Source organism: Acinetobacter sp. GW821-FHT01E09 (assembly GCF_059422385.1).
The window spans coordinates 3,028,587-3,054,298 of sequence record NZ_JBWKWU010000001.1 but is presented as its reverse complement, the minus strand read 5'-3'; the positions used below and the strand labels follow the sequence as shown (position 1 = coordinate 3,054,298).

The window sequence follows — 25,712 nt, the reverse complement described above, 5'->3', positions numbered from 1 at the left end:
TTTTTTATAATTTATTTATTTTAGCTAGATTTATTTTATAAGTTGAGGCTTTTATTTTGTATTTATGATATTTAAAATATTGCTATTGAAGTATTGTGTGTTTTAAATAATTTTAATTAATTTTGGTGTAAAGTTATATTGAAGGAGGGTTGGTTGATTATTTTTTTAAATTTGGTTGATTATATTTTAAGGATTTTAAATTTGTTAAATTTAAAATGTTTATATGAAAATAATATCTGTATGTGATTTTTTAAAGTCAAAAGCATATTTTAAAAATTAGAGGTTAAAACATTTGGGAAGCATCAAAAATACTGTTGATACTTCCCAAATAATCAGTCTAAATTTATAGATCAATATACTGTATAAATTTGAGCCACTTTAATTTTAATCGTTTTAATTTTAACCATCCTAATTTAAAGTCGGCATTGCAAACTGTTTATTTTCACGAATGTTGGCAGAAGGCCAGCGTTGGGTAATGGTTTTTCTGCGTGTATAAAAACGTACACCATCTGGGCCATATGCATATAAATCACCAAAGAGTGAACGTTTCCAACCACCAAAACTGTGATAAGCAACAGGTACAGGCAACGGAACATTGATACCGACCATCCCCACTTTTATATGATCAGAAAAATAACGAGCTGCTTCTCCATCACGGGTATAGATGCATGTTCCATTACCATATTCATGATTATCAATCAGATCCATGGCTTGTTGCATGGTCTCTACCCGCATAATTTGTAAGACAGGGCCAAAAATTTCCTGTTGATAGCTGTGCATATTGGGGGTAACTTGATCAATTAAGGTTGGCCCCACAAAAAAGCCATTTTGATAATCGCCAACGCTTGCTTGTCTGCCATCCACAACAATTTTTGCACCTTGTTGCTCAGCACTGTCGATAAAACCAATCACTTTAGCTTTATGTTCAGCCGTAATCACAGGTCCAAAATCATTATTTTTATCAGCATAATGCCCGAATTTTAATTTACTGATTTCATTTTGAAGTTTAGCAATGACGGTATCTGCAATTTCGTCACCGACTGCAACCGCAACAGAAAGCGCCATACACCGTTCACCTGAGGAACCAAAAGCAGCACCAAGTAGGGAATTCACCACATTATCAACATCCGCATCAGACATGATAATGGCATGATTTTTTGCCCCACCTAAAGCTTGACAACGTTTGCCCGCAGCCGTTGCAGTCTTATAAATATATTCAGCAATTGGTGTTGAGCCTACAAAACTAACCGCTTGAATACGCTGATCATTTAAAAGAGTATCTACTGCAACTTTATCGCCATTCACCAGATTAAAGACACCATCGGGAAGTCCAGCTTCTTTTAGTAATTGAGCAATATATAATGTTGAAGATGGATCACGCTCAGAAGGTTTTAAAATAAAGCAGTTACCACAGACAATTGCCATTGGGAACATCCAAAGTGGCACCATCACAGGAAAGTTAAATGGGGTAATCCCTGCAACGACACCTAAAGGTTGAAATTCACTCCAAGAGTCAATATTCGGCCCGACATTTTTGGAGAATTCACCTTTTAAAAATTCGGGTGCACCGCAAGCATATTCAACATTTTCAATCCCGCGCTGTAATTCCCCAGCCGCATCATGGCAAATTTTACCGTGTTCTAAACCAATCAGCTCACAGATTTTATCGGCATTTTTTTCAAGTAACTCTTTAAATTTAAACATAACTCGTGCACGTTTGATCACTGGGGTATCACGCCATGCGGGAAAGGCATTTTCTGCTGCTGCTATTGCATCAAGTACCGTTTTTGGGCTGGCAATGGCCACTGCAGAATTTGATTCACCTGTTGCTGGATTAAATACTTTTTGGCTACGACTTGCTTCCGTTGAAAGCTGTCCATTAATAAAATGTCCGATTGTATTCATTGATATCTCCTGATTTATTTTGGTTAAAAATTAAGACCATAATTGCTGATAAAGTTTTACGATTTCTTGTTTGGTTGGAAGACGAGGGTTATTACTTGGTGAGCCTGAAGCAAGTGCTTGTTCTGCCATAGTATTTACAACTTCGTCAAAATATTGCTTATCTGCTCCAAAAGCTTCTAAAGTTGGCACTTGAAGGGATGTATTAATGTCTTTTAATGCTTCAATTAACTTGGCATTGGCAGATTCAATAGAATCATTTTGTTGTGCTGCCCCCATGGCCTTGGCACAGTTTGCATATTTTTCAGGTTCAGCCGGAATTGAATATTCAATAATCATGGGCAATAACATGGCATTTGATAAGCCATGTGGGACATGGAAAAACGCGCCAATAGGGCGACTCATGCCATGAACTAAGGCAACAGATGCATTATTAAAAGCCACACCAGCCAATGTTGCACCCAGCATTAATGCTTCTCGGGCAGCTTTATCATTTGGATCAAAATAGACTTTTTTAAGGTTTGGGCCGATTAAGCGCATAGCTTCCAATGCTTGAGTATCGCTATATAAATTGGCTTTTTTACTGGTATAGGCTTCAATCGCATGGGTTAAAGCATCTATACCCGTATCTGCTGTGGTACGGGCAGGTAAACTCAACGTCAGTTCATAATCTACAATCGCAGCAATGGGCATAAAACCAGCACCGACACAAAGCATTTTTTCATTACTTTCATCATCAGTAATGATCGTGAATTTGGTTGCTTCAGAACCTGTGCCTGCTGTTGTTGGAACAGCAATAATTGGTAATCCCTGTTCATTGACCTGTCTAGGGAATTTATAATCTCGGATTTTTCCACCATAGCGACCTAATATGCCAATGGCTTTTGCACTGTCAATTGGACTACCGCCACCCACAGCAATAATTGAATCATATTGATGTGCTTGAATAAACTGAACCCCAGCTTCAATAGAACTTGAGGTGGGTTCTGGAATGGTTTGATCAAAAAACTCTGCTTCAATATTTTCATGTTTAAGAATCTTTTGAATATCGGCGATATAGCCTAACTTGACCATCATTTGATCAGTGATGATCAGTGGTTTATTACAGCCTAAGCTTTTTAAAATATAAGGAATTTTCTCTCGGGCATTTTTTCCGACTTCAAGAAATCTGGGCAACAAAATCGTATGTGACATGAGCGAACTCCATTTTAGTTTCATTCCATTTACATGCATTTTGTATTTAAAAAAAGACCAAGTTGCATGCTGTAAATTGGCTTTATAATATTTGTATATTGATATGTATCGTATCAATATAAAATTATATGTAAACAGGTTTTTTACGATTTTTATTTAAATAAAATTATTTATTTATAAATAACAGTGGTTTGATCTGTTTTTTAAAGTGGAAAAGAATTTTGTCTAGATTCATCATTAAAAATTAGCTATACATATATATCGATACATTATGTATCAATATAATTAAATAAATGGAGTTTAGAATGATAGGACTATTTGGAATAGTAGTGTCCTTGGTATTGCTGATGTATTTAGCTTACAAAGGTTTTAGTGTCATTATTTTGGCGCCTGTACTTGCACTGTTTGCGGTCATTTGGAGTGGGATGACGCATGAATTATTAGGGTTTTATTCGCAAGTATTTATGAGTGGTCTAGGTGGGTACATCATTAAATATTTTCCACTTTTTCTGTTAGGCGCTGTCTTTGGCAAACTCATGGATGACAGTGGATCAGCTCGCACAATCGCAATTTTTTTTGTTGAACGTTTAGGGCATCAGCGCGCGATGTTATCCATCGTGATTTCCTGTGCAATCTTAACCTATGGCGGTGTCTCGCTTTTTGTGGTGGGCTTTGCTGTATTTCCAATTGCTTCGGCATTATTTAAAGAACTAGGTATTCCTAAACGATTCATTCCTGCGGCAATTATGTTGGGGGCATTAACCTTTACAATGACCGCATTGCCTGGTACGCCTGCGATTCAAAACGCAATTCCAATGCCATATTTTAAAACAGATCTATATGCTGCACCTGTACTTGGCATCATTGCTTCGATTTTTATGTTAATCACGGGGATGTGGTGGCTAAATAGAAGAGTCGAACATTCGATAAAACAAGGCGAAGGCTATGGTAATCATATTGAAAATCATAAAGAAATTTTAACCCATTCAGATCCTAATTTACTGATTGCAATGATCCCGATTGTTTTGGTGATTTTATCGAATTTAGTATTATCTAAAGTGATTTTTCCAAATATGGATACTTCATATTTGGCAACGGCTCAATTTGGTCACACCAGTCTAAATTCTGTGATTGGTCTCTGGTCAATCATTACAGCATTGGTGATCGCATGTATTGCCATTATTGCGCTCAATTGGAAACGGATTAACGATATTCGAGACAGTATTCAAAATGGTGTTTCTTCTTCATTTTTACCTATTTTTAATACCGCCTCAGAAGTGGGATATGGGTCAGTTATTGCATCTTTGGCAGGTTTTGTCATTTTAAAAGATTTTTTAATTGGTTTAGCGCCAAGTAATCCGCTGGTTTCCGAAGCAATTTTGGTCAATGTACTGGCTGGGATCACAGGTTCTGCGTCTGGAGGGTTGAGTATCGCATTAAATACGATGGGTGAAACCTATATGAATCTGGCGCATCAATTTGGCATTTCACCTGAATTAATGCACAGAGTTGCTTCTATGGCTTCTGGATCTTTAGATTCACTTCCTCATAACGGCGCTGTGATTACCATTATTGCGCTTTGCGGTCTCACGCATAAACAGTCCTATTACGACATGTTTATGGTCGCAGTTATTTTTCCACTGCTTGCACTGATCGGGGTGATTACGCTGGGTACTTATTTTGGATCATTTTAATGCTTGAGTTTTAAAGCTAGAGACTTGGGTATTCGAAGTCGCTAGCTTTTATTAGTTAATCGATTGAATTTTTAATATAAGTGTTTAAATCATTGGCTGCATCTCTTAATGCATCTTGATAGCTGATTAAGTCATCTAAGGATTTTCGAATACTTGGCGCATGGGTATATAAGCAAGCAATAATTTCACCATTGGGGTGGAGTATAGGTACTGAACAGGCCACCATCCCTGCGATAAACTCTTCATTATCGGTGCCTAAATTTGTTACGCCAATACGCTGAATTTCAGATTCCAGCAAATTAAGATCTGTAATGGTATTTTTTGTGTACTGGGTGATTGGAATATTTTTTAGAATATTTTTCCTTTTTTCTGCGGATAAATGGCTTAAAAAAAGTTTGCCACTCGATGTACACCAGACAGGCACTGTTGAGCCTACAGGTAAATATACTTGTAATGGCCAGTTCGTCTGTATACGGTCTACATACAGCATATGATTATCTTGTAAGATCGCTATACCACAGGTTTCACCAATCTTATTTGACAGTTTTTCTAAAATAGAAAACCGCTCAATTCTAAATTTTTCATTTTCCCAAACATTAAATAGTAGTTGTTTGACTCTTCCACCTACCAACAAGCCACCATGTAAATCTACTTTGACATAACCTTCTTTTTCTAATAGTTGGATGAGTCGATGAATACTGGGCTTTGGAATATCAAGGGCTAAAGAGAGATCAAGTGGAGAAGGGGGATGTTTTGCTTCACCAATGGCTTCTAAAATCTCAAGTACTCGTGTGATCGATGAACCTTTATTTCGTTTTGTATCTTGTGTCATAAAATTTTCCAAAAGACCCTGCTTCATTCATACCCACTTGAGCTTATGGATATTATCATTTGAATGTTATAGATATGAAATGTCAACAGATCCTAAATAAGCCTTTAAATATCAACGTGATTTGTTCCAACTCAACACTTTAAATAATCCAAACATCACAATAATCCAGATTGGAATCAAAATGACCGATTCTTTAAAGTTTTGCACCCACATGATATATAGAATCACACTGATAAAAATTAAAACAATATAATTACTTACGGGTGAAAACAATGAGGGGAATTTTACCCTTGTCCCTTCCAGCTTTTTAGCACGTTTAAATTTTAAATGGGTAAAACTAATCAGTGCCCAGTTTAAAACCAGAGCAGCAACAGCCAAATACATCAGATGACTTAGAGCTTCTTCAGGCACAAAATAATTCAGTAACACGCAACCAAAAATCAGTATAGAAGAGAAGATCACCGCAGTGATTGGTACACCTTGTTTGCTGACTTTTGCAAACATCTTCGGTGCATTGCCTTGTACTGCAAGCCCATACAGCATACGACTATTGGCATACATACCACTGTTATATACCGAAAGTGCGGCAGTCAAAATAATAAAATTGAGTAAATGTGCTGCCCAACCTAAGCCCAGTTGGCTGAAAATCATCACAAAGGGACTTTTATCTAAACCGCCCAGATCAAGTTGATTCCATGGAATTAATGACATGATGATGGCAAGAGAAGCCACATAAAAAACCAAAATACGGAAAATCACGCGATTGACAGCTTGTGGTATGCTTTTGTCAGGGTTTTCTGCTTCGGCAGCCGTCATCCCAATCAATTCAATGCCGCCAAATGCAAACATTAAAAAGGCCAGCATATAAAACAACCCTGAAAAACCATGTGGGAAAAACCCACCATGTTGCCAGAGGTTTGCCACAGTTGCAGTTGAATCAGCACCTGCTGTGAGCAAAAGATATAAACCAAACACAATCATTGAAATCACAGCAACAACTTTGATAATGGCTAACCAAAATTCTGATTCACCATAAAACTTAACATTACCCAGATTAAAACCAGTCACGATGACAAAGAAAAATAAAGCGGAGATCCAAGCGGGGATATGCGGCCACCAATAATGCACATATTTAGCCACTGCTGTAAGTTCAGTCATGGCGACTAATATATACATCACCCAGTAATTCCAGCCTGATAAAAAACCAGGAAATTTCCCCCAATATTTTTGTGAAAAATAACTGAATGAACCAGCAACAGGTTCTTCTACAATCATTTCACCCATTTGACGCATGATTAAAAATGCAATCAAACCGACGATGGCATAGCCTAAAATAATCGAAGGACCAGCAGATTGGATGACTTGTGCAGAACCTAAGAATAATCCTGTACCCACAGCGCCACCCATAGCGATCAATTGGATATGACGATTTTTAAGTCCACGTTTTAATTGGGAAGATGAGCGATTCAAAATATACTGTGCTGAATAAAAGAAGCCATTGTAATAGATTGGCTATAGATAACCTAGTTTGAAAACGATGTTGTTGAGGCAATTTTATAAGATATTGAACACTGGAATATTAGAACGCTTCCATCTATCAAAATATGATCATGTTGAGTGAATCATTTTGCTATTGAAAGAGCCTTCTCGCTTTGGGAGAAGGCTAGGATGAGGGGTATCTATACGTCTAAAAAAGACTTATAAAACAAGCTTATTCAGATTGCTCTAATGTACGCAGTGGGTGCATACCCTCAACCATTCCCATAAATGGTGGGTATATTGAGTAACCAACCAAGGCTTGAAGTTCAGGCGAAATCGACCGTACCGTGTCTTTGGAAAGTTCAAGCAAATAGTTTTCTTGTTGTCGGACATAGGCTTCACAGTACTGATGAGTAATCGCAAAGCGTGAGGATTTCGAATGATTTTGACCACCACCATGCCAAGTCGTACCGAGGAAAAAGATCACTGAACCTGCAGGCATCACTGCGGGTATCGCTTCTGATCTTTGTGCAAATCGATCATCTCCCCAGTGATGGCTGCCAGGAATAATCACTGTTGCACCATTGTCTTCAGTAAAATAATCAATTGCCCAGACAGTTGCAGCACCAAGTGGCTGACGAGGGCGTGGGAGGCGATAAAAAGCATCATCATAATGCAGACTTTGAGCGACTTCACCTGAAAGAATATTAATAATTTGACTCTGAGAGAGTAAGAAGTTGGGTTGGAATAGCCGATCCATAAGACCAAGAATGTGAGGATGTACGGCAAGTTGATCAGTGATTCGCGTTTTTGAGAGAACGTTATAGACACGCTGGGTTTGTTGACCTTCAAATGGGTTACGTCCAGTTTGACCGAGTAAGGCAAGGCCTTCTTGCTTAATTTGCTGGCAGGTTTCTTTGCTGATCAGGTTGTTGATGATGACATAACCATCACGCATTAAGCTTTGGAAATCTCGTTGGATTTCTGGCGTATTTCGCTCAGGCCCTGGTTGTAATTGTCGATGGGTCTTTGCGTGATCCTTTTTATTATATTGATGAATATCTAATTTAGACATTGCAAGCTCCTTGATTTAACGTGCTGGGCAGAACGGAACAGTTAGTTCATATTGTTTCCTGCCTTGGTTTTTTTACTTGTTTCTCCAGATGAAAGTGGGCTGAGTTGTAGGGTATTGCTTGTCAGATTCCAGAGTTGTTCGAATAGTTCCACATTCGAGGGCCTTTCTTTGGCAAGGATGGCTTGATCAATCGCCATACGCAGACCTCCCATCAGCATTGCTACTGTTGTATTGGGGTTAAGATCTTGACTAATTATTCCCAACTTCTGTCCTTGAGCAATGTTACGTGCACCCGCTTCTAATAATGCCTCCATATGAGCACGTTCGATATCAAGCACTTCAGGTTCACGGGCAAGTCGCCCAGCAATTAAAGGCGCCAGAGGGTGATTATAGAAATAGTCAATGATTGCTTTGGTACGGGTTTTTTCGCGTTCTCTCCATTCAATATTTGTTGGAATGCTGTCACCCAAAGCGAGTGCTCTCAATGGTTCATAGAATTGATCCACAACAGCGGCAATCAGACCTGTTTTTGAGCCAAAGTGATGATAGGTGAGTCCAGCTGATGTATTCGCTCTTTTGGCGATGGCACTGATCTCCATATGTCCATTGTTAGCAATCAATTCCTGTTCTGCTGCGCTGATCAAGCGTTGGTAAGTCGCCATCTTTTTTTCGGCCATGATTTTATTCTTAGAAAAAACTGAATTGAATTCAATTTAATTTTTATTGGCGAAATTGTCAACAGTATTGCGCCAAGATCAGTTAGAGAAATGGCGTTACCATAAGCTCGAAAGCAAGCTTGAGTCTGGGTAAATGGCAGTGTTGTTAGTGAGAAATAATTGGAAAAAGCAAATATAAGAGAGTAAAAACGTGGCAGAGATTTTTAATTGATCTCTTTAAAATGAATGGTTTTTATTTGAATTTAACTTTTATTTATTCTGTTCAATATTTTGGAAAGTCTTTTTAAAAGGGCATTTTTATAGCTATCATTTTTCTATATTTATTAGCTCAAATAGAAATTAAGTTAGATTAGAAATGACCAGATCTCCACATTTAATCTTGCCTTAGCTTTTTAACCATTTACTTTATCTACTGTTATTTCAAAAATAGGGATATCCCATTCCAAGCAACCTCATGATAATTTGGTCGCTAAAATTGCCATATTTTGATAACACCCTTAAGTTTTTCCTTTATAGACTCAAGACATGATCAAGGAAGGAGATCAGCATGTCAAAAGAATATAAATTACAAAAAGGAAGTTTAGGGCTGTGGTACGTTGTGTTCTTTGTGGTGGCTGCAGCTTCACCCTTAACTGGTGTAGTTGGGGCCCTACCCGTGGCCTTTATGGCAGGCAATGGAGCAGGTGTCGCGGGTACTTTTGTTGTTGCAGGTGCGTTACTACTTATTTTTAGTTTTGGTCTGGTTGCCATGAGCCGTCATGTGGTCAATGCAGGCGCATTCTATTCTTATATTGTCCAAGGCTTAGGGCTTACCTGTGGTTTAGCAGGGTTTAATGTCGCTTTACTTGCCTATGCAGCGATGCAACTCTCTTGTAGTGCAATGTTTGGTTTCTTTACCGAACTCTTTGTCACCAGACATTTTGGTAGCAGTTTACCGTGGTGGGCCTATGCAGCATTTATGCAAATGGCGGTCATTGGTCTGGGTATCGCTAAAGTTGAAATTGGTGGAAAAGTCCTCGGTGTATTGATGTTGCTTGAGATCGCCATTGTCTTGTTGATGGATGCCGTCTTTATGACTCAACCAAGAACATGGGAATTTAGCGCTTTTCAACCAAGCACTGTTTTAAATGGCAATTTTGGTATTGCTATGGTGTTTGCAATTTGTTCTTTTATTGGTTTTGAAGCCACCGCAATTTATGCCGAAGAATGCAAAGAACCTAAAAAAATTGTGGCGAAAGCAACCTTTACTGCGGTGATTTTAATCACGGTTTTCTATGCGTTCACATCATGGGTATTTGTGCAATATACAGGTGCAAGTCAGATTGCCGCAGAAGCAGCCAAAGATCCCGGTGTTTATGTTTACAACGTGGCTGAGCAGTTGCTCGGTGGTTGGGCGGTTGAAGTCATTTCAATTTTATTGATCACCAGTTTATTTGCCGCAACACAAGCTTTCCATAATTCATTATCCCGTTACCTATTTACCATTAGTCGTGATGGTTTGCTGTGGTCCAAATTAGCCAAAACGCATGCTGTTTATAAAACACCTTATATGGCCAGTATTGCACAAGGCATTTTTATGATTGCGGCCTTGGTGACTTTTGGGCTGTTTAAACTCGACCCAATGATCAATATTTTTGCATGGGCATCTGTTCTGGGAAGTATGGCGATTATGGTATTACAGTTCGGTGTTTCATGCGCTGTGATTAAATATTTTCGTCAACATAAACACCTTCAGGTTTCACTGTGGAGTCGATTGATCGCACCCATTATTTCCGCATTGGGCATGTTGGTCATCCTCTATGTAGTAATTGCAAATCTGGAAATGCTGAGTGGTTCATCTTCTCCCGTTGTGCTGTTTTTACCGTGGCTACTACTGGCTTGTATGATCTTTGGCATGATCACAGCCCGTGTCTTAAAACATATCAATCCGCAAAAAATATGAAGATGTCGCAAATATTGTCACCCATTCTTAATGTCCGAATAGACAAGGAGTTTCTGTATGAATAGTCCAATGGTTCAAACAAAAGATTATCAATTTTGGCATCCAATGACCCATCCCAATAATTGGGAAAACAAGGTGCCATTACGAATCGTCAAGGGCGATGGGCTTTTTATTTGGGACGATCAGGGACGTAAAATGCTAGATGGCTTTGCTGGTTTATGGTGTGTCAATGTTGGACATAACCGAACTGAAGTCAAACAGGCCATTACTCAACAAATGGATGAACTGGCCTACTATCAGTTATTCGATGGTGTGAGCCACCCCAAAGCAGAAGCCTTATCCAATAAACTGATTGAAATGACAGCTCAGGAAGATATGGCCCGGGTACTTTATGGTACAGGTGGTTCCGATGGTGTTGAAACCGCATTAAAAATAGCGCGTCAATATTGGATTTTACAGGGACAACCGCAGCGTACCCGCTTTATCTCATTGAAAAATGCTTATCATGGTGTGCATTTCGGGGGGACATCTGTCGGTGGTTTATCTATTTATCGGATGAATTATGGTCATGTTTTGGATGGTTGCTCACAGATTGAATCGCCGTGGTTGTATCGTAATCCTTGGAATTGTGATGATCCTGAGCAATTAGGGCAGTTGGTGGCTGAACAGCTGGAACGAGACATTTTATATTATGGTCCAGACAGTGTGGCGGCATTTATTGCGGAACCTGTGCAAGGTGCAGGCGGTGTAATTGTACCTCCAGCAAACTTCTGGCCTTTGGTGCGGCAGATTTGTGATAAATATGGAATTTTACTGATTGCTGATGAAGTGGTTACGGGCTTTGGTCGTAGTGGCAATATGTTTGGTTCAAGAGGCTGGGGGGTAAAACCTGACATTATGGTATTTGCCAAGGCGTTAACCGCAGGCTATGTCCCGCTTTCAGCAACTTTGATCAATCATCGAATTGAACAGGCCTTTTTACACAATAAAGATCATCGGGGTATTTTGATGCAGGGCTATACCTATGGTGGACATCCATTGGGTTGTGCGGCAGCTCTGGCAGTACTCGATATTGTTGAAAAAGAAGACTTGCCTGCCAATGCTGCCAAAATGGGAGATGTTTTACTCAATCAATTAAAAAGTTTTGAAGACAAATTCCCATCCGTTGGTAATGTGCGTGGCAAAGGCTTGATGCTGGCAATTGATCTGGTTTCAGATAAGAATACCCGTGAGTCTATTGCACCTGATAATAATTTGGCTTGGCGTATTACAGAAGCCTGCCGTAATGCGGGCGCAGTGGTTCGACCTGTTGGGCCAAAAATCGTGCTTGCTCCGCCTTTAGTGATTGATCAAGCAGGCTGTGATCTATTGTTCAATGCATTACAGAATGCGTTTGAACAGGTTGATGTATAACACTGCAAATTTGTCGGTTTAAAAACAGGATCAAATGTCTGTATGTGACACTTTGATCCTGTTTTATCTGTTCAATAACCTATAAATATAATATTGAAAACGTTACATTTAAGGGCTTGCCAATTAAGCGATTCAACTTAAAATAAAAGTTAGATTTCATTTTTTGATTAAAATTTAATGAATTGAAATCTAAAAATAAAATTTTTGCATTTTTAGGTAAAAGCGAGGCATGGATGTTAGTCGTTGAACCAGATGTAAAGACAGGTTTGTTGCATGGCTTTGAAATAAGAGAGTCATTACAACATACCCAGATTTTAAAGGACTGGTCTTTATCCTATGATCAACTTTCGTCAGGTCATTTTGAAAGTCATTTAAATGAACTATGGCTGGATGATATTCAAATCTATGAAGAAAAAATTAGTCCCTCAACTTTCCAAAGTGGAGAAGGCAAAGCCGACTCATTGTGTTTAGGTGTTTTTTCCAATTTATCTGACCCCGCACTGTGGATGGGGCAAGAATTACAAGGTGCAGAAATTATTTCATTATGCCAAGGCGGTGAAATTATGATGCGAACACCACAACAATCTTCGTTTGTATCCTTGAGTTTGCCCATGTCTTTGTTAGAAGAAGCAGGAGAGATTCCACAAGGGGCAAGTATGTTGACGCATCAGCCCTTGGCACAAGAAATTTATTTTAAACTGACTGCTTTATTAAATCATGTATCTAAACATCCGTATGGGGCAGATTTAGTCTGTATGCAACAGGTAAAGTCCGAGATTTTAGATCTGGGTTTTCGGTATGTTCAAGCCTTGCAACAGCAAAAAAATGAGATTCGTCTATCAGCGCGTAAGGCAAAAATTGTGGTGCAACGCGCACTTGATGCGATGCAATCCTATCAGGATAATCCCTTAACCATGGATGAGTTGTGTCAGCTTACCTATACCTCACGGCGTACCTTGCAAAATTGTTTTGAATTGATTACAGGACAAAGCCCTGCACAGTTTTTAAAACACTTGCGACTCAATGGGGTAAGACGCAGCTTTATTCAAAATGCTACATCTGCTTCTGTCAGTGAAGTGGCAAGTGAATGGGGCTTTTGGCATTTATCGCAATTTGCCACAGACTATAAAAAATTGTTTGGTGAAACCCCATCGCAAACATTGGCACAGTGTAAATAAAAATATGTGAGCTGTGGTTGATGTACTTTACTGAATTTTAAAATAAAGCACGCACAATAAAAAAGCATAAGAAATGTTTAGAAATTCCATTGAGATCAATAAAAATACCAAAGCCAGTCAATTGACTGGCTAACTACAATGAATGAGATTTATGTTATGTGAGCTAAGTCTTCTTCGTTGGCTGGGAGGGCTGAAAGAGTTTCCAACTGTTTGGTTAAACCAGAGACATCCAATAAATTCTTAAAACGGCGGTTTGACTCTGGCGATTCACCATGCGCTGTAGCTGCTGGGGACTGTACCCATCCGCCTACAGGTAATACTGATGCATGCAATCTTGTGGTGTGCCAAAAGCACCATTCATCTGTGAAAAATCCGGTTTTCTTTCGCTTCATGTTTAAAATCCATTTTTAATAAAAAACCCATAATGTGGTATTAATATTGATAAATTTAAAAAAAACAATAGTAAATAAGTAAAAATCTTTTATTTTGATAAAAATTAAAAAATAAGACTTTTGTGGGGTTGCTAGGTTAAAGCCCTATGCTGTTGTATTTAATTGGATTGAATATTAAAAAATACCGTAATATGAAAATATTTTAAAATAGTTGTTGTCTTTTTTATGATTTAAATATATAAAATCCCTTAATAGGGAATAATTATTTTAAATGTACCTATCGTAAAGGTGCCGTCTCACAGGAATTCAGGATGAAGTGTGATGAGGCAAAACAACAAGGACGCAAGGAGAACAATATGAAACATTCAGTTTTAGCTGCCATGCTGGCAATAGCAAGTGTACAGGCTGTACAAGCAGAGACAGTTCAAGCAGAGACAGGGACATCCAAGCCAGAAACCTTTATGGATCAGTTTTCTGTACATGGAACATTAACCTTATCCTCTGATTATCCCAGTCGTGGTTTTTCCAAGTCGGATCAAAAACTGTCAGTACAAGGGGGCTTGATTTTGGCGCATCAATCAGGTGCTTATTTAATGCTATGGGGGGCAAGTGCAACAACACCGAATGAGGGCAGCATAGAAGCAGATGCAATACTGGGTTATACATGGCGTATCGATGATAAAAACAGTCTGGATTTCTTTTATGCAGATGTGAATTATCCCGGCGGAAATTTTAGCCCAAATGGAAAATCGGCTGATTTTGGTGAATATGGGGTGATGTACAAACGTGCAGGTACATTTGTTGCGCAAGATAACTTCAATGCAGCGGTTTACTATTCACCGAATTATCTTTTTGGTTCAGGCAACGAATATTATTTTAGTAGTGAATACAGCTTTCCTGTTGTTGAAAATGTACAACTGTTTGGTTCGGCAGGTTATACCAAGCAGGACAGTGTGGCTGAATTTCAGCTAGGCTCAGTCCCAGATAGCAAGAAAGACAGCTACTTTGATTATAAAGTGGGGGTACGTGGTGACTACAAAGGGGTAACCACTGAGCTGGCTTGGGTCGGCAATAATATTGACAGTCAAATGGATATATTTGATGACCGCTTATATGTCAGTGTGAGCAAGAATTTTTAAACAATCGTATTGTTTTTTTAGGAGGTAGCGTTGTATCAATTTAGCGAGATCTGTTTTCATTTCTGCTAAGAAACTAATGTCACAAAGTATTGCATCAGTATTCAATATGGATTTAATGAATTAATCATCAAGCTGCATGAGGGCATAATCTATGCAAATAAAAGAATTCAATTATAATATCTGTGGTACAGGTTTGACTGGTGAGTGATGTTGATCGACCAAGCGTGATTGATTGTATACCCAGTGGCAATACCAATGCACCCACGATTGCCATCGCTGAAAAAGGTGCTGATTTATTAATTCAGTCTCGCTAGATCCCAGACATGAACGGTTCATTTAAAACTGGAATATATGGTCGCTATGTGCTTACGCTGATAACGCCGTATATTTAAAAATTTATGCTTATTTGGGGTTTTAGTATTGTTCTAGATGCTCAACTTCTTCTCGTTGAATTTGGATTTCATCCACTTCGATTGAGTGATGCTTCGGTTTTGGAGATGAGACAATCGATTGAGTTAGATTTTTTGCAGTCTCCAATAAAATCTCAATAATGGTTTCTTGGCGTAATAAATTAAATTGTTGATCAGAGCCCACAACACAGACACTATGAGTCACTTCTTTCGAATCAAAATCTGAAAAAATCGGGGCCGCGATCCCGATATTGCCAACGTTTAATTCATTATTGGTTGCGCAATAGCCATTTTTACGAATGTTCTTGGAAATTTTTAATACATCTTCAAGTGAATAAATATTCAGTGGATCTTTGGAAATTTGGGTTTCATAGAGTTGCTTAATTTTTTTTATACTTCGATATGAAGTCAAAACTTTGGCCTGTGCACCCCTAAACAGTGGCAGAGGTCGTCCACGTCCAAAACTAAAATGCATGTCATTATTGGGGCTTAAAATAAAAGTATTAATAATTTTACTGTCATAAAAAGCACTGACAAAAACAGTGAGTCCAGTAATTTGGCTTAAGTTTTCTAGATATGGACGGCCTGTACTTAGCACTGGATCATATTTTCTCATCATCCAGTCAAGCTCAATGACACGAGGGCCAAGGGCATACCCGCCCGGCCCACGCTTTACAATCAGCCCAGCATCACATAATTCTTTGATATAGCGATAAGAGGAAGTTCTTGATAAATCGAACTTTTGTGCGATGAGTTCAGCATCAATTTCTAATTGTTCAGGACCAAAGAGGTTGAGTACATTCAGTATTCTGGCCAGACTGCTATTCATATTTTCTCGATTAAAACGGCAAATTACTTTTTATATCTTTCACGAGTTATGCGATCTGGTCAATTGAAATATTAAAATTGTAAAAAATCCCGTATTATGAAAATAACTATTGAAATAATAAATTTTATGTTTTATAAATCTCTTAATAAGGGAATAACTAAATTTTTCTGGTGAAGAAGATGATCGGTGCGGAATATTTTGTAAAAACGGCTGCGCAACTTGGCTTTGAATATTGTTTTGCTAACCCAGGAACAACAGAAATTCCGATGGTTGCGGTGATGCAAGCGGAAACTAAAATCAAACCTATCCTTTCTCTATTTGAGGGTGTGTGTTCTGGCGCTGCTGATGGATATGGTCGGGTGGCCGAAAAACCAGCTTTGACTCTGACCCATTTGGGACCAGGCTTTGCCAATAGCATGGCAAATTTGCACAATGCGCGCCGTGCCAATACACCGATCGTCAATATCATTGGAGATCATGCTTCATGGCATGTGAACTATGATCCACCACTTGCCAGTGATATTGAAAGCATGGCAAAAACCGTGTCAGGTTGGGTACGCATGACCCGCAATGCCAACAGTATTGGTGATGATTTACAGGATGCGATGAAAGCCGCCTGGCAGGCAAAAGGACAAATCGCTACGCTGATCTTACCGATGGATTTTCAAGCCCAACAGATTCAGGGTGTTGGGAAGCATTTTCAGGTTGCCGCACCACAACGTCACTTTGTCGCCAGTAAAGTTGAACAAGTCGCTCGGTATTATCAGCAAGGTAAATCGCTGGTATTTATTGTGGGAGATACTGGTGTAAATGATGAGGGTTTAAAAGCAGCTGGACGTTTGGCGCAATTAGCACATGTACATATGTTTGCTGAAACATTCCCACGGATCAGTCATCGAGGTGGTGGTTTGCCAGATCTGGATCGTTTGCCCTATTTTCCTGAAAAGGCGATTGATGTATTGCAACACTATGATTACGTGGTGTGTGCAGGTGTGATTGATCCAATTAGCTATTTTGGCTATGAGGGTTTGCCATCGCGTTTGGCAGAACCAGATCGTTTACTTTATCTGGCTGATGTGGGTGAGGATGTACCTGCGGCACTCAATGCACTGGCGGATGAACTGAATGCGCCTGCCTTTGTACCTGTTGCGACGAATCCAATCGACTTACCACCCGCACAAGCAACCTTGAGTCCAGTATCTATTGCGAAAATTCTATCTGCAAGTCTGACCGAGGATTGTATTGTCTCGATTGAGGGCGGGACTTGTGGTTATCCATTTTTTACTGCTTCGAATGATGCGCTAAAACATCGGGTCATGACCAATACCGGTGGCGCAATTGGACAGGGCATTCCTGCTGGTTTTGGTGCTGCATTGGCTGAACGCGGAACACGGGTATTCTGCTTACAATCTGATGGCAGTGCGCAATATACCATTCAAACATTGTGGAGCATTGCCCGTGAAAATTTACCAGTCACAATTCTCATTGCTGCCAATCATCGTTATGCCATTTTGCAAAATGAATTAAGACGTTTTGGTGTCGAAGAATTCAGTGAAACGGCATTGTCTTTAACCGAACTCAATCAACCGAAAATAGATTGGACAGCCTTGGCTAAGGCATATGGCTTAGCATCTACTGTGACGCGAACCAATCAAGAACTACAAACTGCATTGACTCAAACCAATCAAGCAATGCAGCCCCATCTAATCGTAATGGAATTATGAGGTGTATCCCATGGCTATAAATGTGATTTTTCCAGAAGTGCATCGTTTTTTAGCGAAACCACAACAATTATTTATTGGCGGCCAATGGACGGACTCAGTCAGTAAACAGACCTTTGATGTTGAAAATCCAGCAACGCAAGAGGTGATTGCTCAAGTGGCAAAAGGCGCTGCAGCGGATGTTGATTTGGCAGTCGATGCTGCCAATCAAGCGTTTAAAACCTGGCGTTATGAGATCCCAGCAACACGTGCCAGATTGTTGTATCAATTGGCAGATTTAGTGGAAAAACACACTGAAGAGTTGGCCCAGATTTTAACGCTGGATAATGGTAAGCCGTTATTGTATTCACGTCATGAATGCGGTGGTGCAGCGCATATTTTACGTTATTTTGCGGGTTTTGCGACCAAGGTTGAAGGTCGACAAGTGCCAGTTTCAGGTGCGCCCCAAGGTGCGTTTTTAAACTATACCTTGCGTGACCCTGTGGGTGTTTGTGCTTTGATTGTGCCATGGAATTTTCCACTGACCATGTGTATCTGGAAACTCGCACCTGCAATGGCGGTGGGGTGTACCGCCATTTTAAAACCTGCTGAACAAACACCATTAATCGCTGTGCGCTTGATGCAACTGTTTGAAGAAGCGGGTTTCCCAGCAGGGGTGGTCAATCTGGTCACAGGTACAGGGCGTGATGTTGGTGAACCGCTGAGTGCCCATATGCAAGTCAATAAAGTAGCATTTACCGGTTCAACAGTGGTGGGTAAAGCCATTGCCCAACAAGCAACCTCGAATATGAAACGTGTTACTTTAGAGTTAGGCGGTAAGTCACCCAATATTATTTTAGCTGATGCAGATTTGAGTAAAGCGATTCCTGGCGCAGTGCAAGCCATTTTTTATAACCAAGGACAGGTGTGCACCGCAGGTTCCCGTTTGTATGTGCATGAAAAAGTGCTGGATGAAGTGTTGGATGGTTTATGCAAACAGGCGCAGGGCATGAAGATTGCCAATGGTCTAGATGAAAGCTCAACCATGGGGCCACTGGTATCTGAACGCCAATATGCGACAGTCAATCGTTATATTCAGCAGGCATTAGCGGAAGGTGCTGAATTACTGACAGGTGGTCAACGTCCAGCTGGTTTTGATCAAGGCTATTTTGTTGAGCCAACCATTTTCCTTGATCGTGAAGAAAAAGCCTGTATTGCCAAAGAGGAAATATTTGGCCCTGTATTAACGGTGATGAGTTGGTCAGATACGGATGAGTTGATAGAGCGTGCCAATAATTCAATTTACGGTTTAGCTGCTGGAATTTGGACACAGGATTTATCTCAGGCGCATCAGATTGCGGCCAAGTTAGAAGCAGGATCCGTATGGGTAAATTGCTATAACGTGGTGGACCCTGTTTCTCCATTTGGTGGTTATAAACAATCAGGTTGGGGACGTGAAATGAGCCATGATGTGATCGAAGCTTATACTGAAACCAAAAATGTTTGCGTGAATTTGTATTAATTAAGGTCCCTGTGAAACTCCCTTGAAAAAGGGCGTCACTTTCCCACTCAACGTGGGAATGGGGGATTTTTGACTCAAAAAAGGACTAAAAAATGGATTTAGAATTAAAAGATCGAGTTGCAATCGTTACTGGTGGCGGGATGGGAATTGGTAAAGATGTAGCCCGTCTTTTATCGCAAGAAGGCTGTAAAGTCGTGATCTGCGCGCGCCGTATGAGTTATCTAAATGAAGCTGCCAAAGAGATTGCAACTGAAACGGGTAATGAGGTGTTGCCATTATTTTGTGATACCACGGATATGAAAGCGGTGCAGTTTATGGTTGATCAGGCCATGCAGCATTTTGGACGAATTGATATTTTGGTCAATGGTGCAGCAGCCCCGTCTGGTGTGGTACGTAATGATATTGAACATGCAGAAGATCATGAGTTATTGGGTGATTTAGACACCAAAGTTATTGGCTATTTCCGTTGTATCAAAGCCGTTACACCCTATATGAAAAAGGCTGGTTTTGGTCGGGTCATCAATATTGGTGGCTTAACAGGTCGCGGCAGTAAGGTCATGTCAGGGATGCGTAATCTCGCGATTGCCCATTTGACCAAGACCTTATCCGACCAACTTGGTCCATCGGGTATCACGGTAAATCTGATTCATCCTGGGGTTGTCGATACACCGCATATTCAAGAGCTTTATGAACGTGAAGGGGTTAAACAGAACAAAACACCTGAGCAAGTTCGTCAGGGCTATATCGACAGCACCCCAATTCGCAGGACACTTGCGCCTATTGAAATGGGCTACTTGATTGGTTTCCTTGCTTCACCGAAAGCGGGTGCAATCACAGGTGAGTCGATTGGGATTGATGGTGGTTTGACCCGTGGCATCTTTATCTAAGGAGCAGGCATTATGTCAAATGGAACATTATTAGTGGCGACCGTTGGGCAAGCCGTGATCCGTAGTGGGGATGATGGCAAGTTATGGCATCGTTTGGGTGTCGGGCAAGATCTAGAGTTTGATGCGATTACCCGCGCTTTATCACAGGATCCTGAGCAAGCCAACACCATCTATATAGGCACAGATATTGGCTTATGTGTCAGCCATGATTGTGGTGGGACATGGCAGCAAATGGATACGCCATTTAAAGGTCAAACCGTTTGGAAAGTTGCTGTTGATCCGCAAAACCGACAAAGAATTTTTGCTGGAACAGGAGCGCCTTCACGTGCTGTGCTTTGGCGTAGTTTAGATGGTGGTCAGACTTGGGATGCTGCGCCTGTTGAAATTCCAGAATTTTGTGCAGGGGTCAGTCGTCCACGCTTACTGGCTTTTGCTTATGATCCAACCGATGCCAATAAAATTTGGTTTGGTTTAGAAGAAGGTGGGCTCTTTCATTCACAAGATGGTGGTGATACTTGGCAACGACTAGATGATCGTTTGCTTTGGGATTTTAATTCTGACGTGCATGCGATTGCAGTGTTGCCAAATCACGGTCAAAAAGTAGTGGTGGTGGTCTGTGTCAATGCGGTGTATCGCAGTTTTGATGACGGACAGACATGGACAGGAATTATTGCCAAAGAAACTTTTGGTTTGTATTACGTGCGTGCAATGTCAGCGCATCATCACAGTCAAAGTTCTGTGTATATCAGTATTTCGGACGGGACACCGGGAACCACCAGTAAGATCCTGGTTTCTAAAGATGCAGCAGCTACATGGGAAGTCTTGCCTTTACCGCAACAACCCAACTCATGTATCTGGGCGATTCAGCAAAACTTTAACAATCCAGCGCAGATGGTTGCTGGCACAAAGTATGGTCATCTATTTACCAGTGAAAATGGCGGTAATAGCTGGATTAAACATTGGCGTGAATTTAGTGAAATTGCAGATGTGTTATGGACCCCTGCAAATACTGAGATCAAGGCGCTACATCAATCTGTGATCGAAAAATAATGCGAGCTAAAGATGAAAATAAAAGTATTACGGACGCATCTTTCACTCTTTGTCAGAGATCCTGAAGCATCAGCGCAATGGTATGCCGATGTCTTAGGGATGGTTGAGCATGCGCGTGGTCCAGCATGGATCATGATGAGTTTTGGTGTAAAGCATCATGACATTGCCTTGATCAAGGCGGCGCCTGATGCACAGCAAGGTGGACTCGGCTTGCAGCACTACGGTTTGGAAATAGAGGGAACATTTGAAACCCTGCAGAAATTACATGGCATGCTGATCCAAAAAGGCGTGGAAGTGGTCAAAACCACAGACCATACCGTAGGCAATGGCCTATATTTCAATGACCCAGATGGCAATCGTTTAGAGTTCTTTTTAGAAACCATTCATGACGATGCCGAAGCGATTAAAGCCTTCCATGATGCAGGCGCTCCAAGTAATCCGATTGAAATTAAACCTATTTTTTAAAGGGTTCTGATATGAAAAAAGCAAATTTTGAACAATATCATATTCGTAAATGGTACAGCTTTGTAGAAGAAACACTGGCAAATGAAAGCGGTATATTGGCAGATGGTGAACCGGTTTATAAATATGCGGTTGCTGTTGCGATCCATAATCCATTTGCAGGCAAGTTTCAGCAAGACCTCAATGCACTGATTGAAAAATCACCCGAACTGGGTCGTGAATTTGGTCGCCGTATACAGGCTTTGGCACAAGGTCGCGCCATTGAAAGTTATGGCAAAGCCATTTTGGTCGGGATGAATAGCGAATATGAACATGGCAATGCATTTTTAACCAATCCTGCGGCCAACCCAGTACGTGAGGCCATTGGTGGTGGAAAATCGTGGGTGCCATCGACAGGTAAGCGCGGTGTTGCAGGAACCATTATTGATGTTCCTTTAGCACATAAAGATGCGCTTTATGTACGTTCGCACTATGACACATTTTCTTTATCTTTTAATGATGCACCCAATAACGATGAAATTATCGTGATTTGGGCTTTTGCGACTCGTGGACGCTTACATGCCCGCTTAGGTGGCTTAAAAGCCTCTGAAATTAAAGGTGAAGATGGTCTGAATTAAGCCAGCGATAACGCAGCTCAATCTTAGGCATCGCGCATACATATAAGGACATGAGATTATGCGAATAGGAAGCCATTTTTTTAAAAACCGCAGTGGACTTGGTCTGCATTATTTAACTTGGGGCGAACCTGAGCAGCCTGTCTTAATCATGCTGCATGGATTGCGTTCCTACGCCGCAACATGGCACCTGCTTGCACCACTGCTTGCGGAGCATTTTTATGTGGTGGCACTGGATCAGCGGGGACGTGGACAAAGTGATTGGGCGGAATATTCAAGCTACCAAACTGAATATTATGTACATGATCTTGAAGATTTGATTGCTGAATTAAAGGTGGATCAAATCATCTTATTGGGTCATTCATTAGGTGGAACGAATGCACTTGAATTTACCCGTTTGCATCCTGAGCAGGTTGAGGCATTGATTGTTGAGGATATTGGTCCAGGCTCCTCGATACAAGGCGATGGTGCAGCGCGGATTCGACATGAAATGCAGACTACTCCATTATCTTTTGCTTCATGGGATGAGGCCACAGTATTTTGGCAAAAGCTACGCCCATTGATCGATCAGCAGGGGATTCAGTCACGTTTGCAACATACCTTAGTGGAAAAAGATGGCCTGATTCATTGGCGCCATGATCAGGAAGGGATTGCCAAGGCACGTTTGAGTTTTCCATCGATCGACCTGTGGCCTGCGGTTAAAAGTTTGACTTGTCCTACGCTATTTATCAAGGGCGGCTTGTCAGATTTCTTAACCACTGAGATACTCGAAAAAATTAAGGAAAACAACAAACTGGTAAAAACAGTGGAAATTGCAGGGGCATCACATTATGTCCATGATGATCAAACTGAGCAATTTAATCAGACCGTACAGGATTTTTTAAAACAGTTTGCTTAGCGGTGTAGGAAGTCAAAGCAAGGGAGCAATAGGGATGAAGCAGGAACACACACAGGTTGTTATTGTTGGTGGGGGGCCAAATGGAATTGCGCTGGCGCATTATATGGGAATGTATGGAATTCAAAGCATTGTGCTTGAAATGAGTCCAGATATTTTACCGTACCCTCGTGCAGTGGGCATGGATGATGAGGCCTTACGTGTCTTGCAAACTATAGGCGTGGCTGATGAAGTTGTAAAAGACATGATCCAAAATGTGCCATTGCGTTATTACAATGCTCGTGGAATTTGTTTTGCTGAAGTAAAACCGTCAGTTGCTGATTATGGTTGGCCGATGCGCAATATCTTTATGCAGCAGCTTTTAGAAAAATCCATGCGGGAAATGTTGCAACCCTATACACAGGTCGAATTACGTTCTGGGCATGAAATGCTCGATGTTTCCCAAACCGAAGAATCGGCAACGGTCAACGTTAAAGACAGCGATGGTGAAATTTACCAAATCTCAGCCAAATATGTGATTGGTGCAGATGGTGGCCGTTCCTGTGTGCGTAAAAAAGCTGGGATTCAGCTTGAGGGTTTAACTCATCCACATAAATGGATTGTGGTGGATGCTGCACATGATTCTCTGGATGCACCATATACCGCCTTACATGCCGATCCTAACCGTCCATTTGTGTGTATATATTTGCCTTATCAGCAGCGTCGTTGGGAATTTATGCTGTTTGATGGTGAAGACGAAGAAAGCATGTGTAAGGAAGACAACATTCGACAACTGATCCGTAATCATATTGGTGATGCTGTAGATGAACTGGAAATTATTCGAATTCGTGCCTATACCCATAATTCACGGGTTGCCAACCGATTTATTCAAGGGCGAATTATCTTGATTGGAGATGCGGCACATATTACGCCACCTTGGGCAGGGCAAGGCTTAAATTCAGGCATTCGAGATGTAGGGAACATCGCATGGAAATTGGCTGCGGTCTTAAAAAACTACGCCTCGGAAAAAATCATCACCAGTTATGATGATGAGCGCCGTACTCATGCGACAGAATTAGTTGCCTTGGCAGACAATATGGGCATGGTTTTGGGTTTGACCAATCCACTTATGGCAGGGGTGCGTGATTGGTTATTTCAGGCTTTTAACAATGTCGATGCTTTACGCAGCCATCTAGTTGAATTTAAATTTAAACCGAAACCCTTTATTCATAAAGGTTTGGTCTATCATCCACGTCCGCACATCAAAGAAACCGATGTGGTTGGGAAAATATTTATTCAACCCTATGTCGAAGATGCTCAAGCCATTAAGCTGAAATTTGATGAGATTCTGGGTCAATGGTATGCCGTGATTGCATTCCGAAAAGATCCACTGAAACATTTATCTGAGCAGACGCGACAATTTTGGCAAAGTCGTGAGACGCGTTTTATTCAGATTAATCGCGCTAAAAGTGGTTTAAATCGTAAGCAACCTTTACATGCTTCTGAGCAGGTGATCTGTGTAGAAGATGTGGAACGTAAACTAGAAGACTGGTTTGATTTTGCCCGTGATGAAGTAGTGATTGTACGTCCTGACCGCTTTATTGCAGCCACCTGTGCTTTGGAAAAGCTTGAAGAAACTCTGGAGAAATTGGCATGTCAGTTGATCAATTAACCGAGTTACAACATCGCTTACTAGATGCGCGTATTGTGCGACATGTATTGGATGCCAATGAGTTTGAATCTCTTGAAACCGATCAGGCTTATCTTAGTCAGGCTCAAATGATCCAACACTATTGTCAGGAAACTGACACTACAGTTTCAGGTTGGAAAGTGGCTCTTTCGGGTGCGCCTGCTCAAGCCAAATATGCTTTGCAACATCCTGTTTATGGTCATCTTTGCTCAGATATGCAATTGGAAAATGAAAGTTGTATAGCGCTGGCAAATCTGTACCAGCCGAAATTAGAAGTTGAATTGGCGTTTATTTTAAAACAGGCCATTAGCAGTACGGATTTAACTGATGCTGAGTTGTTGGCGAAAGTTGGGCAAATACGCCCAGCAATTGAAATCGCAGATACGCGCTGGCAAAACTGGCAATTTAATCTCGCTCAATTCTTGGCAGACAATGCTGCGGCACAGTTTTACATACTGGGTGATGAAATAGAGGTCGCTATAGCTGATTTAGATATTCACCCGCTTATTGAACATACCAACCTAGACATCATCGTGACCACACAACCTGAAGATCACCCAATCCGCAACTATCTTTGGTTGGTTCGGACCCTCTTGCAACAGGCTAAAAGTTTAAACGCAGGTGATGTGATTTTAACAGGTTCCATCATTCGTCCGATGGATTTAAACATAGGGCAATATGATTTTTCAGTGCTTGGGCAAAAGCTTTCGTTGCAAGTGATTTAAATCGGGAAAGTATTGTTGACGATGTAAAAAGT

General features: G+C 40.7%; 22 protein-coding genes. 14 read left to right on the top strand and 8 right to left on the bottom strand.

The features are described 5' to 3' along the window. Nucleotides 1–408: 408 nt before the first annotated feature. Nucleotides 409–1,905, bottom strand: coding sequence for a CoA-acylating methylmalonate-semialdehyde dehydrogenase (locus tag AC07U8_RS13995; RefSeq protein ID WP_096734687.1), 1,497 nt, complete (start codon nucleotides 1,903–1,905; stop codon nucleotides 409–411). Nucleotides 1,906–1,935: 30 nt separating this feature from the next. Next, on the bottom strand, nucleotides 1,936–3,096 hold the full coding sequence (locus AC07U8_RS13990; protein ID WP_494738104.1) for an iron-containing alcohol dehydrogenase: 1,161 nt from the start codon (nucleotides 3,094–3,096) through the stop codon (nucleotides 1,936–1,938). Between the two features lie 305 nt (nucleotides 3,097–3,401). Here AC07U8_RS13990 and AC07U8_RS13985 point away from each other — a divergent pair, with 305 nt between their 5' ends. Continuing rightward, nucleotides 3,402–4,790, top strand: coding sequence for a GntP family permease (locus AC07U8_RS13985; protein ID WP_494738103.1), 1,389 nt, complete (start codon nucleotides 3,402–3,404; stop codon nucleotides 4,788–4,790). Nucleotides 4,791–4,845: 55 nt separating this feature from the next. Here AC07U8_RS13985 and AC07U8_RS13980 read toward each other — a convergent pair whose 3' ends face one another. The 4 genes from AC07U8_RS13980 to AC07U8_RS13965 form a co-directional block, all read right to left on the bottom strand. Continuing rightward, nucleotides 4,846–5,622, bottom strand: a complete 777-nt coding sequence (locus AC07U8_RS13980) for an IclR family transcriptional regulator (RefSeq protein WP_004822909.1) — start codon at nucleotides 5,620–5,622, stop codon at nucleotides 4,846–4,848. 111 nt (nucleotides 5,623–5,733) lie between these two features. Further along, nucleotides 5,734–7,092 (bottom strand): amino acid permease, encoded by a 1,359-nt coding sequence (locus AC07U8_RS13975; RefSeq protein ID WP_494738102.1) that lies wholly within the window; start codon nucleotides 7,090–7,092, stop codon nucleotides 5,734–5,736. A 241-nt stretch (nucleotides 7,093–7,333) separates the two neighbouring features. Next, complete coding sequence (locus tag AC07U8_RS13970; RefSeq protein WP_494738101.1) at nucleotides 7,334–8,176, bottom strand: phytanoyl-CoA dioxygenase family protein; 843 nt, start codon at nucleotides 8,174–8,176, stop codon at nucleotides 7,334–7,336. A 41-nt stretch (nucleotides 8,177–8,217) separates the two neighbouring features. Then, complete coding sequence (locus AC07U8_RS13965; protein ID WP_494738100.1) at nucleotides 8,218–8,853, bottom strand: TetR/AcrR family transcriptional regulator; 636 nt, start codon at nucleotides 8,851–8,853, stop codon at nucleotides 8,218–8,220. A 547-nt stretch (nucleotides 8,854–9,400) separates the two neighbouring features. Between AC07U8_RS13965 and AC07U8_RS13960 the strand changes: the two genes are divergently transcribed. The 3 genes from AC07U8_RS13960 to AC07U8_RS13950 all read left to right on the top strand — a co-directional run bounded on the left by AC07U8_RS13960 (nucleotide 9,401) and on the right by AC07U8_RS13950 (nucleotide 13,386). Continuing rightward, nucleotides 9,401–10,795 carry an APC family permease gene (locus tag AC07U8_RS13960; RefSeq protein ID WP_494738099.1) on the top strand — a complete coding sequence of 465 codons (1,395 nt, stop codon included), beginning with the start codon at nucleotides 9,401–9,403 and terminating at the stop codon, nucleotides 10,793–10,795. A 57-nt stretch (nucleotides 10,796–10,852) separates the two neighbouring features. Beyond that, nucleotides 10,853–12,208: an aminotransferase class III-fold pyridoxal phosphate-dependent enzyme gene (locus tag AC07U8_RS13955; RefSeq protein ID WP_494738098.1), complete on the top strand. Its 1,356-nt coding sequence runs from the start codon at nucleotides 10,853–10,855 to the stop codon at nucleotides 12,206–12,208. Nucleotides 12,209–12,441: 233 nt separating this feature from the next. After that, complete coding sequence (locus AC07U8_RS13950) at nucleotides 12,442–13,386, top strand: helix-turn-helix domain-containing protein (RefSeq protein ID WP_209827129.1); 945 nt, start codon at nucleotides 12,442–12,444, stop codon at nucleotides 13,384–13,386. A gap of 149 nt (nucleotides 13,387–13,535) precedes the next feature. Here AC07U8_RS13950 and AC07U8_RS13945 read toward each other — a convergent pair whose 3' ends face one another. After that, nucleotides 13,536–13,778, bottom strand: a complete 243-nt coding sequence (locus tag AC07U8_RS13945; protein WP_419263193.1) for a hypothetical protein — start codon at nucleotides 13,776–13,778, stop codon at nucleotides 13,536–13,538. Between the two features lie 356 nt (nucleotides 13,779–14,134). On the opposite strand from AC07U8_RS13945, the gene AC07U8_RS13940 reads away from it, so the two are divergent. Next, nucleotides 14,135–14,917: a TorF family putative porin gene (locus AC07U8_RS13940; RefSeq protein ID WP_494738097.1), complete on the top strand. Its 783-nt coding sequence runs from the start codon at nucleotides 14,135–14,137 to the stop codon at nucleotides 14,915–14,917. Between the two features lie 414 nt (nucleotides 14,918–15,331). Here the strand turns inward: AC07U8_RS13940 and AC07U8_RS13935 are convergent, their stop codons facing one another. Next, nucleotides 15,332–16,156, bottom strand: a complete 825-nt coding sequence (locus AC07U8_RS13935) for an IclR family transcriptional regulator (RefSeq protein ID WP_096734678.1) — start codon at nucleotides 16,154–16,156, stop codon at nucleotides 15,332–15,334. Between the two features lie 179 nt (nucleotides 16,157–16,335). Between AC07U8_RS13935 and AC07U8_RS13930 the strand changes: the two genes are divergently transcribed. From AC07U8_RS13930 to AC07U8_RS13890, 9 genes are all read left to right on the top strand, one after another. Then, complete coding sequence (locus tag AC07U8_RS13930) at nucleotides 16,336–17,880, top strand: acetolactate synthase large subunit (RefSeq protein WP_494738096.1); 1,545 nt, start codon at nucleotides 16,336–16,338, stop codon at nucleotides 17,878–17,880. A gap of 10 nt (nucleotides 17,881–17,890) precedes the next feature. Beyond that, nucleotides 17,891–19,378 (top strand): aldehyde dehydrogenase family protein, encoded by a 1,488-nt coding sequence (locus AC07U8_RS13925; RefSeq protein ID WP_494738095.1) that lies wholly within the window; start codon nucleotides 17,891–17,893, stop codon nucleotides 19,376–19,378. Between the two features lie 92 nt (nucleotides 19,379–19,470). After that, the gene (locus AC07U8_RS13920; RefSeq protein WP_494738094.1) at nucleotides 19,471–20,265 is read left to right on the top strand and encodes an SDR family NAD(P)-dependent oxidoreductase; all 795 of its coding nucleotides are present in this window, start codon (nucleotides 19,471–19,473) and stop codon (nucleotides 20,263–20,265) included. A gap of 12 nt (nucleotides 20,266–20,277) precedes the next feature. Continuing rightward, nucleotides 20,278–21,315 carry a WD40/YVTN/BNR-like repeat-containing protein gene (locus AC07U8_RS13915; RefSeq protein ID WP_494738093.1) on the top strand — a complete coding sequence of 346 codons (1,038 nt, stop codon included), beginning with the start codon at nucleotides 20,278–20,280 and terminating at the stop codon, nucleotides 21,313–21,315. Between the two features lie 12 nt (nucleotides 21,316–21,327). Further along, nucleotides 21,328–21,780: a VOC family protein gene (locus AC07U8_RS13910; protein WP_151803051.1), complete on the top strand. Its 453-nt coding sequence runs from the start codon at nucleotides 21,328–21,330 to the stop codon at nucleotides 21,778–21,780. An 11-nt stretch (nucleotides 21,781–21,791) separates the two neighbouring features. Continuing rightward, on the top strand, nucleotides 21,792–22,394 hold the full coding sequence (locus tag AC07U8_RS13905; protein ID WP_151803052.1) for an amino acid synthesis family protein: 603 nt from the start codon (nucleotides 21,792–21,794) through the stop codon (nucleotides 22,392–22,394). Between the two features lie 58 nt (nucleotides 22,395–22,452). After that, the gene (locus AC07U8_RS13900; RefSeq protein WP_494738092.1) at nucleotides 22,453–23,289 is read left to right on the top strand and encodes an alpha/beta fold hydrolase; all 837 of its coding nucleotides are present in this window, start codon (nucleotides 22,453–22,455) and stop codon (nucleotides 23,287–23,289) included. A gap of 34 nt (nucleotides 23,290–23,323) precedes the next feature. Further along, nucleotides 23,324–24,937, top strand: coding sequence for a bifunctional 3-(3-hydroxy-phenyl)propionate/3-hydroxycinnamic acid hydroxylase (locus tag AC07U8_RS13895; RefSeq protein ID WP_494738091.1), 1,614 nt, complete (start codon nucleotides 23,324–23,326; stop codon nucleotides 24,935–24,937). Beyond that, nucleotides 24,919–25,680, top strand: coding sequence for a 2-keto-4-pentenoate hydratase (locus tag AC07U8_RS13890; RefSeq protein ID WP_494738090.1), 762 nt, complete (start codon nucleotides 24,919–24,921; stop codon nucleotides 25,678–25,680). Before AC07U8_RS13895 ends, AC07U8_RS13890 begins: the two co-directional genes overlap by 19 nt. Nucleotides 25,681–25,712: the final 32 nt, after the last annotated feature.